Source organism: Catellatospora tritici (assembly GCF_019083965.1).
In the GTDB taxonomy this organism is placed as follows: Bacteria; Actinomycetota; Actinomycetes; order Mycobacteriales; family Micromonosporaceae; genus Catellatospora; species Catellatospora tritici.
Genome location: NZ_JAHRCY010000001.1, coordinates 451,705 through 465,237, shown reverse-complemented (window position 1 = coordinate 465,237; position 13,533 = coordinate 451,705). Strand labels below are relative to the sequence as shown.

Sequence of the window (13,533 nt, the reverse complement as noted above, 5' to 3'; positions counted from 1 at the left end):
CGGCTGATATTACTTACCCCAGCGCGCGCACGCAGCATCCGATCTGGAGTTTTTCACGTTTTCGCCATACACAATGCGATGACCGGCGCCGATACCCGGCGCCGGTCATCACCTCTCGCGTGTCGCGCTCCGGCGTGTCAGACCGGGCTGAACCAGACCGCCGCGTACGGCCCGACACCGATGGTTGCCTCACCCTCGCTGTCGGTGCGGATGCGGCCCAGGTTGCCCACCCCCGACCCGCCGTAGCTCTCGGCATCGGTGTTGATCACCTCGCGCCAGGAACCCGGCCGGGGCAGTTTGATCCGGTGCTCGAACAGTGGGATGCCGGAGAAGTTCACCACGCAGGCGAGCAGCTTCTTCGACGTCTTGCCGTGCCGTACGAACGACAGCGTGTTCGTGCCCGAGTCGTGCGGATCGATCCAGCTGAAGCCCTCCGGCTCGGTGTCGCGCGCCCACAGCGCCGCGCTGTCGACATAGAGGGCGTTCAGGTCGCGGACCAGGGACCGGATGTCGCCGTGGTAGTCGGCGTGGGCCCAGTCCAGGCCCCACTGCTCGCTCCACTCGGTCTCCTGGGCCAGCTCCGCGCCCATGAACAGCAGCTTCTTGCCGGGGAAGGCGTACATGTAGCCGAGCAGGCCGCGCAGCCCGGCCAGGCGCTGCCAGCGGTCCCCGGGCAGCTTGCTCATCAGCGAGCGCTTGCCGTGCACCACCTCGTCGTGACTGAGCGGCAGCACCCACTGCTCGTCGAAGGCGTACATGCTGGGCCAGGTCAGGTCGCCGTGGTGGTAGCTGCGGTGCGCCGGGTCGCGCTGGACGTACTCCAGCGTGTCGTGCATCCAGCCCATGTTCCACTTCATGCCGAAGCCCAGGCCGCCCCACTCGACCGGCCGGGACACGCCCGGCCACGCCGTGGACTCCTCGGCGACGGTCAGCACCCCCGGGTTGTCGGCGTAGACGGCGGTGTTCAGCTCCTTGATGAAGTCGACCGCCTCCAGGTAGGTGTTGCCGCCGTCGACGTTCGGCGTCCACTGGCCGGGCCGGCGCGAGTAGTCGAGGTACAGCATCGAGGCGACCGCGTCCACGCGCAGGCCGTCGATGTGGAACTCCTCGCACCAGTAGCGGGCGTTGGCGATCAGGAAGTTGCGCACCTCGCGGCGGCCGTAGTTGAAGACGTACGTGCCCCAGTCCGGGTGCTCGCCACGCTGCGGGTCCTCGTGCTCGTAGAGCGGGGTGCCGTCGAAGCGGGCCAGGGCCCACTCGTCGCGGGGGAAGTGCGCGGGCACCCAGTCCAGCAGCACCGAGATCCCGGCCTGGTGCAGCCGGTCGACCAGGTGCCGGAACTCGTCGGGCGTGCCGAACCGGGCGGTGGGGGAGTAGAAGCCCGTGATCTGGTAGCCCCAGGAGCCGCCGAACGGGTGCTCCATCACCGGCAGGAACTCCACGTGCGTGAAGCCCAGGTCGGTGACGTAGTCCACCAGTTGATCGGCGAGTTCCTTGTAGGACAGCCCCGGCCGCCACGAGCCCAGGTGCACCTCGTACACGCTCATCGGGCGGGCGTGGTGGTCGCGGACCTTGGCCCGCTTGGCCATCCAGGCGTCGTCGTTCCAGGTGTAGCCGGAGGAGTAGAGGACCGAGGCGTTCTCCGGGGGGCACTGCGTGGCGAACGCGAGCGGGTCGGATCGGTAGGTCCAGTGCCCGTCCGCGCCGTGTACGCGGAACCGGTAGCACTGCCCGGCCTGAGCGTGCGGCACGACGCCGGCCCATACCCCGCTGTTTCCCTGCGGGTGCAGGTCGATGCCGTCGTCGGGCCACCAGCCGGAGAAGTCGCCGATCACCTGCACGGCCTTGGCGTTCGGGGCCCACACGGCGAACCGCCAGCCCGCGCGGTCCGCGAGCGGGTGCGCGCCGAGCACCTGCCACAACTTCTCGTGGCGGCCCTCGCCGATCAGGTACAGGTCCAGGTCACCGATCAGCGTACTCATCGCAGCAGATTCCCGTCCGGCACGACGATGAGCTGCCGCTCACCGCCTGCCTGCTCGGCCAGCCGTTCCGCCTGGAACAGCGGCTCCTCGTGGATCGCCGCCCGGTACGAGGCGACGGTGCGGGCGGCGATGGACTGCCAGCCGTACTTCTCCGACACCATGGTCAGCGCCCGCCGGGCGATCTGCTTGGCGCGCTTGGGTTCGGCCAGCAGCGTGCCGACCGCGCCGGCCAGCGCCTCGGGGTCGCTGTGGGGAAAGGTCATTCCGGTCACGCCCGGTTCAACGATCTCGGCCAGGCCTCCGGTAGCGGCCACCGCCAGCGGAGCTCCGGCGGCTGCCGCCTCCAGGGCGACCATGCCGAACGGCTCGTAGAGCGAGGGCACCACGGTCGCGTCGGTGGCGGCCAGCAGCGCGGGCAGTTCCCGCTCGGACTGGAAACCGATGAAGTCGACCGTCTTGTTGAGCTTGAGCCGCCGCGTCGCGTCCTGCAGCTCCTCGCGGTAGGGGCCGTCCCCAGCGATGATCACCTTGAGGCCGGGGTGCTCGTCGGCGAGCTGCGGCACCGCGTCGACCAGGTGCTGCACGCCCTTCTCGTACACCAGCCGTCCGGCGAAGCCGATCAGCGGGCCGTCCCCGGCGAAGCGCGACCGGGCCTCCCGGACCTTCTGCGCGGGCGCCTTCCAGACCTTGCCGTTGACGCCGTTGGGGATCACGTCGACCTTGCTCATCGGCAGTTCGAGCAGGCGGCTGACCTCCCAGCGCATGTACTCCGAGCAGACCAGCACCCGGCAGGCGCGGTGGCCCAGCCACCACTCGACCGAGTGGATGCTCTTGTTGAGGTCCGCGGGCAGCCAGCCCTGGTGGCGGCCCGCCTCGGTGGCGTGCACCGTGGCCACCAGCGGGCGGCCCAGGTGCTCGGCCAGTGTCACCGCGGTGTGCGTGACCAGCCAGTCGTGCCCGTGCACCACGTCGTAGTGGTCGGTCTCGGCGGCCCGCAGCGCGGCCCGGGTCAGCGTGTGGTTGAACGCCATCGTCCAGGCCAGCAGCGTCGGCGTCTCCAGCGGAAACAGCGGCGGGTCCTCAGGGGCGCGCACGATGCGCACGCCCTCGGCGTACTCCTCCAGCGGAGCGCCCGGCGCGTGCCGGGTCACCACGGTCACCTGGTGGCCCGCCGCCACCAGCGAGGTCGCCAGCGCGTGTACGTGCCGACCCAGCCCGCCGACGACGACCGGCGGGTACTCCCAAGAAAGCATCATGATCCGGAGCGGCTTCGGTGCCGCCAACGGGTCCGATGCGACGGGCATGGTCATGGTCATGCGGGCCCCCTCGCAGTGACAACCCGGGCATACGGAACGGGACACCTGCCACAGGTGTCGGTACGCCATTGGGGTTGAGCACATTCTGGCCCATGGGTATTGCCAGCTGGGGACCTTTTGTTTCGTGTCTGTTACGCTCTGCTACTAGTGAGTAGAGATGAGTAGAATGCGTAGATTCTCCGCCACGCTCCAGGCCTGCCACGGACAGCCGGTCGCGGCGTGCGGCGCCGCCCCGTCGGCGGTCTCGCTGATCGACCCCAAGCCGTAATCGCCCAGGTGGGCGCGCAGTCCGGTGAGAATTCCATCGATCGAAAGCGATGCGTTGTGCAGTGCCTGGGCGTACGGGCCCAGCAGCCACGGCCATACCGTGCCCTGGTGATAGGCGTGATCGCGATCGACCAGCGAGCCGCTGTGATGTGCGCGATACGCCGGGTCGTCCGGGTCGAGGCTGCGCGGGCCGAGCGGGGTCAGCAGCGCGTCGCCGATCCGGCGCAGCGCCACCGGGTCCGGCTCCATCGGGGCGTACGGCAGCGACCAGGCCAGTAGCTGGTTCGGCCGCAACGCGGCGTCGTCGGGGTCGAGCACGTCGAACAGCCACCCCTGCGGAGCCGGGAACCGGCGCCGGAACGCCGCCACCGTCACCGCCAGTCGCCGCCGCACGTCGTCGCTGCTCACCCCGGCGCGGTCGCGCAGCCCGGCCAGCGCGGCCAACCCGTTGCACCACAACGCGTTGACGTCGACGGCCTTACCCGCCCGCTGGGTCACCGGCATCCCGCCGACGCGCGCGTCCATCCAGGTCAGCGCCTCACCGTCGGCGCCCTGCACCAGCAGGCCGTCGCTCTCGTCCACCTTGATGCCGTAGCGGGTGCCGCGCAGGTGCGCCGCGAGGATCCCGTCCAGCGCCGGGACCAGCTCGGCGGCCAGGTCGTCGTCGCCGGTCGCCTGCACGTGCCGGTCGATCGCGTGCAGGAACCACAGCGTGGCGTCGGCGGTGTTGTAGCCGACGGTGCCGCCGTCGGCGGTGTTGGCCAGCATGCCCTCGCTCAGCGTCCCGGCGTACGCCCGCAGCAGCTCGCGCCCCTGCTCGTGTCGCCCGGTGACCAGGAACAGCCCCTCGTACGACGTCATCGTGTCGCGCGACCACGCGCCGAACCACGGATACCCCGCCACCACGTCCGGCCCGTGCGCGGTGCGCACCACGAACGCGTCCGCGGCCAGCGCCAGCGTCCCGGCGTCCGGATCGGCCGAACCGAGCGCGGCGACGACCTCGCGCCGCCGCCGGTGCTCCGCCTCGACGATCTCGATCGCGGGCGGTGGCTCGACGGCCAGGTCCCCGGCCCACGCGACCACCTCCACGGTGTCGCCGGGCTCGGTCAGGGTGCCGCCGAACCGGCCCGCGAGCAGCAGGTCCTCGTTCGGCACGTACCCGCGCGCGGCCTCCATCCGGTGGTGCACGCCCAGCAGCCAGGTGCCGTCGGGGCGCCAGCCCGGCCCGCGCAGCCGGTACGCCCCCTCCACCACCGCGCCGCCGGTCGCCTCGCGCAGCTCGAACTGCCCGGCCCGGCGCTCGCCGTGCTGGTCACGCCAGGTGCACAGCGCCTCCAGGTCCAGCTCGACCGGGCCGCCGCTCAGCAGCCGGTGCACCACCGCGACGCAGGGCGTACCGTGCCGGACCGCCAGCTCGCGCTCCAGCACCGTGGTGCCGATCCGCCACCGCCACCGGGGCAGGCCGTCGACCAGCGTGAACTCCTCCAGCAGCGCGTGGCCGCGCGGGTCGAGAGTGCCGTCGGCCCACTCGTGGCTGCCCAGCCGCACCACCTCGCCGCCGGGCAGGCGCAGGACCGGGTCCAACGCGGCCAGTCCGACGTGGCGGGTCGCCGGGGTGTCCCCGGCCACCACCAGCAGGCCGTGGTAGCGGCGGGTGCGCAGGCCGCTGACCGTACCCATGGCGTAGCCGCCGCGACCGTCGGCGACCAGCCATTCACGCTGGCCGCCGAGGGAGAGATCACCGCAGATCTGGGTGCCGAATCGCATACACCCAACTCTGTCAAAGATCTGGCCCGGTCGGGATGGTGATCGCGCGTTCTCATGGTCGCGTGCTACCGCGGCCTTAATCGGTGTCGTCCTCCGCTGCGCTGCGGACGACACCGAGCGGCCACTCTCACCCGCGACATCAGACGTAAGTTGCACAAAGGTGTAACACGGGCAGGGGAGAATCGGCCGTGTGAACGACGCAGAGCGCCGGAGACTGGCCGACGCCGACGCCGGGGCGCAGCCCTGGCGGGCCTGGGGACCATACCTTTCCGAACGGGCCTGGGGCACCGTGCGCGAGGACTACAGCGAACACGGCACGGCCTGGGAGTACTTTCCGCACGACCACGCGCGCTCGCGGGCATACCGGTGGAACGAGGACGGGCTGGCGGGCGTCTGTGACGAGCGGCAGACCTTCTGCTTCGGACTCGCGCTGTGGAACGGCGTCGACCCCATCCTCAAGGAGCGGCTGTTCGGGCTGACCGGCAACGAGGGCAACCACGGCGAGGACGCCAAGGAGTACTGGTGGTACACCGACTCCACGCCGACGCACTCGTGGATGTCGTGGCGCTACCACTACCCGCAGCGGGAGTTCCCGTACTCGGAGCTGGTCGCGGTCAACCGGCAGCTGGAACGGGCCGAGCCGGAGTACGAACTGGCCGACACCGGGGTCTTCGCCGACGACCGCTACTGGGTCGTCACCGCCGACTACGCCAAGGCCGAGCCGACCGACCTGTGCGTCCTGGTCAGCCTCACCAACCGGGCGAGCACGCCCGCGACCATCCACGTGCTGCCCACGCTCTGGTTCCGCAACACCTGGTCGTGGGGCCTGCCCGGCCGGGACGACAAGCCGGAGATCATCGTCGAGCAGGTCGCGGGCGGCGGCGGCGCGCTGCACGCCCGCCACCGCATCCTGGGCCAGCTCGTCCTGCAGGGCGACGGCGACCCGACCCCGCTGGCCTGCGACAACGAGACCAACGCGCGGCGGCTGTGGGGGTACGAGGAGACGCCGGACCATCCCAAGGACGCCATCGCCGACCACGTCGTGCACGGCACGGACACGGTCAACCCGGCCGGGGTCGGCACCAAGGCCGCCCTGCACTACGTGCTCACCGTGCCGCCGGGGGAGACCGCGCGCATCCGACTGCGGCTGACCCAGGTCGCGGCGCCCGGCAGCCGGGCCCGCATCGCCCCGGCGCTGCCCGGCGACTTCGACGAGATCATGACCGCCCGGCGCACCGAGGCCGACGACTACTTCGCGCAGCTCGTGCCCGCGGGCACCCCGTCGGCCGAGGCCGACATCGTGCGCAAGGCCGTGGCCGGGCTCATGTGGGGCAAGCAGTTCTACCACTACGACGTGGCCCGCTGGCTCGACGGCGACCCGGGCTCGGTGCCGCCGCCGGACGGGCACCGGTACGGTCGCAACCACACCTGGCGCCACATGACCAGCTTCGACGTCATCTCGATGCCCGACCCGTGGGAGTACCCCTGGTACGCGGCCTGGGACCTGGCCTTCCACTGCGTCGCGCTGGCCCGGGTCGACCCGCACTTCGCCAAGGAGCAGCTGCTGTTGCTGCTGCGCGACTGGTACCTGCACCCCAACGGCCAGATCCCCGCCTACGAGTGGGCGTTCGGGGACGTGAACCCGCCGGTGCACGCCTGGGCCGCGCTGCGCGTGTTCGAGATCGACGGGGCGCGCGACTTCGCCTTCCTCGCCCGGATCATGCACAAGCTGCTGCTGAACTTCACCTGGTGGGTCAACCGCAAGGACACCGGCGGCAACAACCTGTTCGAGGGCGGCTTCCTGGGCCTGGACAACGTCGGCCCGTTCGACCGGTCGGCGTCGCTGCCCGTGCCCGGGGTGCTGGAGCAGTCCGACGGCACCGCCTGGATGGCGATGTACGCCCTCAACCTGCTGGAGATCTCGCTGGTCCTGGCCACCCACGACCGGGTCTGGACCGACATAGCGACCAAGTTCCTGGAGCACTTCGCCTACATCGCCAACGCCGCCTCCGACCAGGGCCTGTGGGACGACGAGGACGGCTTCTTCTACGACGTGCTGCGCCGCACCGACGGCCGGGAGGTGCCGCTGAAGGTGCGCTCGGTGGTCGGGCTGCTGCCGCTGTGCGCCACCACCACGCTCAGCTCGGTGACGCTGGTGCGGCTGCCCGAGATCGCGGCCCGGCTGCGCTGGTTCCTCACCAACCGGCCCGAGTTCGCCGAGGTCGTCGGCTCACGGCGGATCTCCGGCGGGGGTCAGCAGCAGCGGCTGCTCGCTGTGGTCGGGCCCGAGCAACTGCGGCGCATCCTGTCCCGGATGCTCGACGAGGAGGAGTTCCTGTCGCCGTACGGGCTGCGCTCGCTGTCGCGTTATCACCTGGCGAACCCGTACACGGTGCGGCTGGGCGGCAACGACTTCACCGTCGGGTACGAGCCCGCCGAGTCGACCAACGGGCTGTTCGGCGGCAACTCCAACTGGCGCGGCCCGATCTGGTTCCCGGTGAACTACCTGCTCATCGAGGGCGTGCGCCACTACGCCCGGTTCTTCCACGAGGACCTGCAGGTGGAGTTCCCCACCCGCTCCGGCCAGAAGCTCACCCTCGACCAGATCGCCGACGACCTGTCCGACCGCCTGATCGCCCTGTTCCTACCGGACGGCAACGGTGACCGCCCGTACGCCCCCCGCCACCCCCAGCTGCCCGACCACGCCGACTGGACCGACCACCTGCTCTTCTACGAGTACTTCCACGGCGACACCGGCCTCGGCCTGGGCGCGGCCCATCAGTGCGGCTGGACCGCCCTGGTCCTCGACCTCATCCTCACCCGCCGCCACCCCGACCCCTCCCCAGACCCCCGCTGACCACCCCTTTCCCGTCGATCATGAACTTATGGCACGGGTCGACGGCGTGTCGGTGGCACGGCTTCCTGATCAACTGGCCCGGAGGATGGGGGCGGCGGGCTGGAGGGTGGGGGCGGGGCCGAAGGTGCGGGGCTGGCCGGTGGCCTCCAGGACCGACATCCAGAGGTCGCCGGCGGGATCGACCTGGTTGCGCTTGCTGATGGCCAGGGAGATCGGCACGTGTACGAACCGGCCGCGCCATCGCCCGACCACCATCGCGGTGCGCCCGGCCATCGCGGCGTGCACGGCGGCGTGGGCCAGCCGGATGCAGTAGACGCTGTCGTACGGGTTGGCGGGCACGCTGCGGATGGCGTAACTGGGGTCGATGTACTTGAGGTTGGCCTCCATGCCGTGCGCGGCGAAGTCGTCGGCGATGCGCTTGCGCAGGTAGATGCCGATGTCGCGTAGCTTCGGGTTGCCGGACTTGTCCACCTGCACCGGCTCGGAGTTCAGGTACTCCTGCCCGGCGCCCTCGGCCGCGACCACCACCGCGTGCCCACGCGTGCGCACCCGTCGGCGCAGGTGCGCCAGGAACCCGTCCTCCCCGTCGAGCGTGAACGGCACCTCCGGCACCAGCACGTAGTCGGCGTCGTTGTTGGCCAGCGCGGCGTAGCAGGCGATGAAGCCGGAGTGGCGGCCCATCACCTGCACCAGGCCGACGCCGTCGGGCACCGCCCGCGCCTCCACGTGCGCACTGCGGATCGACTCGGTCGCCTTCGAGAAGGCGGTCTGGAAGCCGAAGCTCTGGTCGATGTACGGGATGTCGTTGTCGATCGTCTTCGGCACCCCGATGACGGCGATCTTCAGCCCGCGCTCCTTGACCACGTCGGCGATGCGCAGCGCCCCGCGCATCGAGCCGTCACCGCCGATCACGAACAGCACGTTGATGCTCATCTGCTCCAGGCAGTCGACGATCTCGTACGAGTCCTGGCTGCCGCGCGAGCTGCCGAGGATGGTGCCGCCGTACTCGTTGATGCCGCTGACGGCCTCGGCGGTGAGGTCGATCGGCGGGTGCCCGTACTTGGCGATGAAGCCCTGGTAGCCGTTGCGGAAGCCGTAGATCTTGGTGACGCCGTAGTGGGAGGTCAGTTGGAGCACCAGACCCCGGATGACGTCGTTGAGACCGGGGCACAGACCGCCGCAGGTCACGATGCCGACCCGGGTCTTCGACGGCTGAAAGAAGATCTTGCGGCGCGGGCCGCCCGGCTCGAACCCCGGCAGCGCCTCGATCGGCATGTCGCGGCTGGTCAGCATGCCCACGGTGTCGTCGAACAGAACGCGGTCGTCCTCGTTGACGTAGTGCTCGGTCGATGCCGCCCCGTCCAGCAGCGACGCCAGCGGCGAGTCCACCCGGCAGTCGCCCAGCGACCGTACCGCCAGATCCACACCCTCGGGAACCATCCCAAACCTCCTACCCACCCGGGAGCCCGCACCCTACCCCCGCCCTGTTTCCCCCTCCACCCCTCGCCCACCTGTTGGTTAGAAGAGGAGCCAGGTGGAGAAGAGGGTGCCCATGGGCAGGGCGATGGCGGCAGCGGCGTCGGTGTACGGCCACAGGACCAGGCGGGCCGGGAGGTGGCGGAGCAGGAGGACGGCGGGCAGCAGCAGGGTGTGCGAGCGGTACTGCGAGACGCCCGGTCCAGCGACGAGTGGGCCGACGAACATGGCCAGCGCGTACAGGGCCAGCCCGGCGTCGACCGGGGTCAGCGTGCGGCGCCGCGCCGCGAGCACGGTGGCGGCCACGCACAGCAGCACCAGCCCCAGCGACCAGTACAGCTCCGCGTCGGTGAACACGTGCAGCACCCACAGCAGCTCCGGTCGGGGCTCGGGGATCGGGATGACCGCGGGCTGCGTGGCCAGCTGCCACAGCGAGGTGATCGGGTTGTGGAACCCGTTGCCGTAGTGCCGCTGGATCATCAGGTAGGCGTCCCAGTGCCCGACCGTCAGCTGGTACACCCCGAACACCACGGCCAGGCCGAGCAGTGGCAGGCCGCACGCCAGCAGTGCCGCGCGCAGCGCCCGAGGCCAGGTCAGCTCGCCCCGGTGCCACAGCACCGCGACCGGGCCGAGGCCGAGCGCCGCGACCAGGATCCCCACCGGGTACGCCGCGGCGACCACCGCCCCGAGCAGCCCCGCCAGCGCCCACCGCCGCGCGTGCAGCGCGAGCACGCAGCACAGCAGCAGCGCCGCGGCCAGCGACATCGGGAACACCGCGTGCAGATAGACGCCGCTGGGCAGAACCGTGGCCAGGGCGAGCACCGCCAGCGCCGTCCCGCGCGCGACGGCGGCGCGCCGCAGCAGCAGCCACAGCAGGGCGGCGGTGACGAGCAGGCAGACCTCGGTGATCAGCAGGCCCGCCTCGTACTCGCCGAGGCCCGTGATCGTCGTGATCGCCTTGATCAGGCCGGGGTAGAGCGGGAACCAGCCCGCCGAGCCGCACCAGGCGTCGGGGGAGAACAGCGGGGCCAGGGCCGGGTCCTCGCGGCAGGGGAACAGGTCGTAGCCGCGCGAGGCGATCAGGGCGTACAGCCCGGAGTCGGCGCGCACCCGCCCGTCCACCGGCAGGTACGGCTCGCCCACCAGCCACCCGGCGATCGTGTAGAGCAGGTGCCCCACCAGGTACGACACCACCGGCGGCAGCACCTCCCAGGCCCGTGCCCGCCACTGCCGCCGCCGGCTGGGTGCTTCGGTGTCGGCGGGTGCGTCGGATGTGCCGACGACGGGGGCGGGGGCGGACATGGCGACCATCCTCCCGAACCCGCGCCACCCGCGTGGTCCCGGGGTGCGGGCTCAGTCCGGGCGGACCACCAGCCGGAAGCCGAGATGACAGGTGGAGGTGTCGACGGCCTGCGGCATCCGGGCGGCGGGACGGTACCGGCGGCAGTAGTTCGGCGCGCACAGGAACGAGCCGCCCTTCATCACCCGCCGTGGGATGCGCACCCCGGGCAGGGCCGGGTCGTAGCTGTCCTGCTCGCGGCCGCCGCGCGGGTCGGCCGGGGCGCAGCAGGCGTGCGTGGCCGGCTCGTACGGCCCGAACCAGTCCGAGGTCCACTCCCACACGTTGCCGATCATGTCGGACAGCCCGAACAGGTTCGGCGGGAACGAGCCGACCGGCGCGGTGTGCTCGTAGCCGTCGGCGCACAGGTTGAGCACCGGGAACTCGCCCTGCCACACGTTGGCCAGGTGGATGCCGCCGGGCGTCAGCTCGTCGCCCCAGGCGTACTCGGGGGGCTCGGCGCGGCCGCCGCACGCGGCGTACTCCCACTCGGCCTCGGTGGGCAGGTCGGCTCCGGCCCACCGGGCGTACGCGGCGACATCGGCCCAGGCCACGTGCACCACCGGGTGGTCGTCGAGCCCCTCGATCGAGGAGTCGGGGCCGTACGGGTGGCGCCAGTCGGCGCCCGGCACGAAGTGCCACCAGTTGCCGAGGTCGCGCAGGTCGACGCGGTGGTTCGGTTTGACGAACACCACCGAGGCGGGCACCAGCAGCGCCGGGTCGGCGCCGGGGTAGTCGGCGGCGTCCGGGGCGATCTCGGCGACGGTGACGTGCCCGGTCTCGCGGACGAACCGGGCGAACTCGGCGTTGGTCACCGTGCACCGATCCATCCAGAAGCCCGTGACCGTCACCGGGTGCGCGGGCGCCTCCTCCGGATAGTGCCGGTCGGAGCCCATCCGGAAGGTGCCGCCGGGGATCCAGACCATGCCCGGCCGGGGTGGTTCGCGGTAGCCGGGCTGCTGCTCGATCGGGACGGCGGGGATGGTCTCGGTCGGGTCGTCGGGCTCGGGCAGCGCGGCGGCGTCGCCAGGGGCGACGCCGTTCACGGGCTTGTCGGCGGTCGTACGGATCACCTGGCCGCCGTGCCGTTCGTCAGCTCGCGGGCTCGGTGGGACAGCTCGCGGATGCGGAAGGCCATGATGAAGTCGGTGATGGCGCGGGTCAGCGCGATGACGCCGACCAGCACGATCAGCAGTCCGAGCGACCGGGTGAACCGGCCTGCCGCCCAGAAGCCCAGGATCATCTCGATGATGCCGATGATCAGGCCGAGCCACCAGCCGTCGTGCTCGCGCTTGGTCATGAACGCCAGGATGATGTCGGCGGCGCCCTTGAACAGCAGGTACCAGCCGATGAACGCGGCCAGCCAGAACACCGTCTTGCCGGGGTTGATCCAGCAGATGAAGCCGGTGAACAGGAACAGGATGCCCAGGATGGCGTGCAGCCAGCGCCAGCCGGGCGCGAAGAACGCCTGGAACAGCTCGGCGACGGCCGCGACCAGGATGACGATGCCGGTCAGGGTGGCGATGGTGTTGATGCTGCGGGAGTTGAACGCCAGCACCCACCAGCTGATGATGATCCAGCACACGCCGGTGATCAGGAACAGCCACCAGGGCACCTTGGTGAGCTGTGCCAGCTCCTGCCCGTAGAGCGTCTCGTTGGGCCGGGGCCCGCCGATGCCGGTGTTGCCCGCGGTGGTGCTCATCCGGACCTCCTGCGCAGTGTCGTTCGAACCACAGACTATGCACGGTATGCGTGCTTCGATGCCTTTTCCTGAATTAGCCGAATATCAACCGGTCCTACGCCATCGCGGACAGGGCACCGGCGACCGCGAAACCGAGCACCGTGAGCAGCCCCGTCGCCTTGCCGCCCTGCGCGTACGCCTCGGGCATCATCGAGTCGGTGAGCATCGTGAGCACCGCCCCCGCCGCGAACGCCTCGGCGTAGGTCCCGTCCGCCTGCGGCAGCAGCGTGACCGCCAGGTATCCGACCGCTGCGGCGAGCGCGGACAGGCCGATGATGATCCACCAGATCCGGTATGGCCGCCGCGGACCGCCCCCGACCGTGTCCATGGTGGCGGTGGCACCCAGCGACTCGGGCAGGTTGGACAGGAACACCGCGGCCAGGAATGCCACCCCGACCGTGCCGCCCTGCGCCACGCCCATGCCCAGCACCATCGACTCCGGGATGCCGTCCAGCAGCGCGCCGAGCGCGATCGACCGCTGGGCCGAGCCCGCGCCCCGGCTGGACCGCTTGGTGACGGCCCGGTCGAGCTGGTAGAAAACGGCCGCGCCGAGGCCGAAGGCGGCGAACAGCCAGGGGTCGGGGCCGAAGCCGGTCGGGATCAGCTCATACGCGATGGCGGCCAGCAGCGCCCCGGCGCCGAAGCCCATTACCATGCCGACGGTGGCGCGCGGCGCGCGCCAGTGCACCGCCAGCCAGGCCCCGATGAGTAGCGACGACGCTCCGAACGCACCCCACGCCGCCGCTTGCAGTGCCTCCACGCAGCGTCAACGCGCCTGCTGTCACGCC

9 protein-coding genes are annotated in these 13,533 nt (G+C 71.0%); 1 reads left to right on the top strand and 8 read right to left on the bottom strand.

The window, feature by feature from the left end:
• Positions 1–137 precede the first annotated feature (137 nt).
• The 3 genes from glgB to KUA19_RS02065 all read right to left on the bottom strand — a co-directional run bounded on the left by glgB (position 138) and on the right by KUA19_RS02065 (position 5,332).
• A complete protein-coding gene (gene glgB, locus KUA19_RS02075) occupies positions 138–1,982 on the bottom strand; it encodes a 1,4-alpha-glucan branching protein GlgB (RefSeq protein WP_217394247.1) in 1,845 nt (614 codons plus the stop codon).
• Positions 1,979–3,298: a glycosyltransferase family 4 protein gene (locus KUA19_RS02070; RefSeq protein WP_254548403.1), complete on the bottom strand. Its 1,320-nt coding sequence runs from the start codon at positions 3,296–3,298 to the stop codon at positions 1,979–1,981. Before KUA19_RS02070 ends, glgB begins: the two co-directional genes overlap by 4 nt.
• Before the next feature lie 144 nt (positions 3,299–3,442).
• Entirely contained in the window at positions 3,443–5,332 is a 1,890-nt protein-coding gene (locus KUA19_RS02065) for an amylo-alpha-1,6-glucosidase (RefSeq protein ID WP_217394245.1), read from the bottom strand.
• A gap of 190 nt (positions 5,333–5,522) precedes the next feature.
• Between KUA19_RS02065 and KUA19_RS02060 the strand changes: the two genes are divergently transcribed.
• The gene (locus KUA19_RS02060; RefSeq protein WP_308167278.1) at positions 5,523–8,189 is read left to right on the top strand and encodes an MGH1-like glycoside hydrolase domain-containing protein; all 2,667 of its coding nucleotides are present in this window, start codon (positions 5,523–5,525) and stop codon (positions 8,187–8,189) included.
• A 69-nt stretch (positions 8,190–8,258) separates the two neighbouring features.
• Here KUA19_RS02060 and KUA19_RS02055 read toward each other — a convergent pair whose 3' ends face one another.
• From KUA19_RS02055 to KUA19_RS02035, 5 genes are all read right to left on the bottom strand, one after another.
• A complete protein-coding gene (locus KUA19_RS02055; RefSeq protein ID WP_217394244.1) occupies positions 8,259–9,629 on the bottom strand; it encodes an ATP-dependent 6-phosphofructokinase in 1,371 nt (456 codons plus the stop codon).
• A gap of 78 nt (positions 9,630–9,707) precedes the next feature.
• Complete coding sequence (locus KUA19_RS02050; protein ID WP_217394242.1) at positions 9,708–10,967, bottom strand: hypothetical protein; 1,260 nt, start codon at positions 10,965–10,967, stop codon at positions 9,708–9,710.
• Positions 10,968–11,018: 51 nt separating this feature from the next.
• A complete protein-coding gene (locus tag KUA19_RS02045; RefSeq protein ID WP_217394661.1) occupies positions 11,019–11,930 on the bottom strand; it encodes a formylglycine-generating enzyme family protein in 912 nt (303 codons plus the stop codon).
• A gap of 143 nt (positions 11,931–12,073) precedes the next feature.
• Entirely contained in the window at positions 12,074–12,706 is a 633-nt protein-coding gene (locus tag KUA19_RS02040; RefSeq protein ID WP_217394241.1) for an HdeD family acid-resistance protein, read from the bottom strand.
• Positions 12,707–12,800: 94 nt separating this feature from the next.
• Positions 12,801–13,505, bottom strand: coding sequence for a ZIP family metal transporter (locus tag KUA19_RS02035; protein ID WP_217394240.1), 705 nt, complete (start codon positions 13,503–13,505; stop codon positions 12,801–12,803).
• Positions 13,506–13,533 lie beyond the last annotated feature (28 nt).

What these genes read in the sequence shown, in the direction of transcription:
- glgB (WP_217394247.1), bottom strand. Translation starts at nt 1,982, where the DNA reads ATGAGTACGCTGATCGGTGACCTGGACCTGTACCTGATCGGCGAGGGC.
- KUA19_RS02070 (WP_254548403.1), bottom strand. Translation starts at nt 3,298, where the DNA reads ATGACCATGACCATGCCCGTCGCATCGGACCCGTTGGCGGCACCGAAG.
- KUA19_RS02065 (WP_217394245.1), bottom strand. Translation starts at nt 5,332, where the DNA reads ATGCGATTCGGCACCCAGATCTGCGGTGATCTCTCCCTCGGCGGCCAG.
- KUA19_RS02055 (WP_217394244.1), bottom strand. Translation starts at nt 9,629, where the DNA reads ATGGTTCCCGAGGGTGTGGATCTGGCGGTACGGTCGCTGGGCGACTGC.
- KUA19_RS02050 (WP_217394242.1), bottom strand. Translation starts at nt 10,967, where the DNA reads ATGTCCGCCCCCGCCCCCGTCGTCGGCACATCCGACGCACCCGCCGAC.
- KUA19_RS02045 (WP_217394661.1), bottom strand. Translation starts at nt 11,930, where the DNA reads ATGGTCTGGATCCCCGGCGGCACCTTCCGGATGGGCTCCGACCGGCAC.
- KUA19_RS02040 (WP_217394241.1), bottom strand. Translation starts at nt 12,706, where the DNA reads ATGAGCACCACCGCGGGCAACACCGGCATCGGCGGGCCCCGGCCCAAC.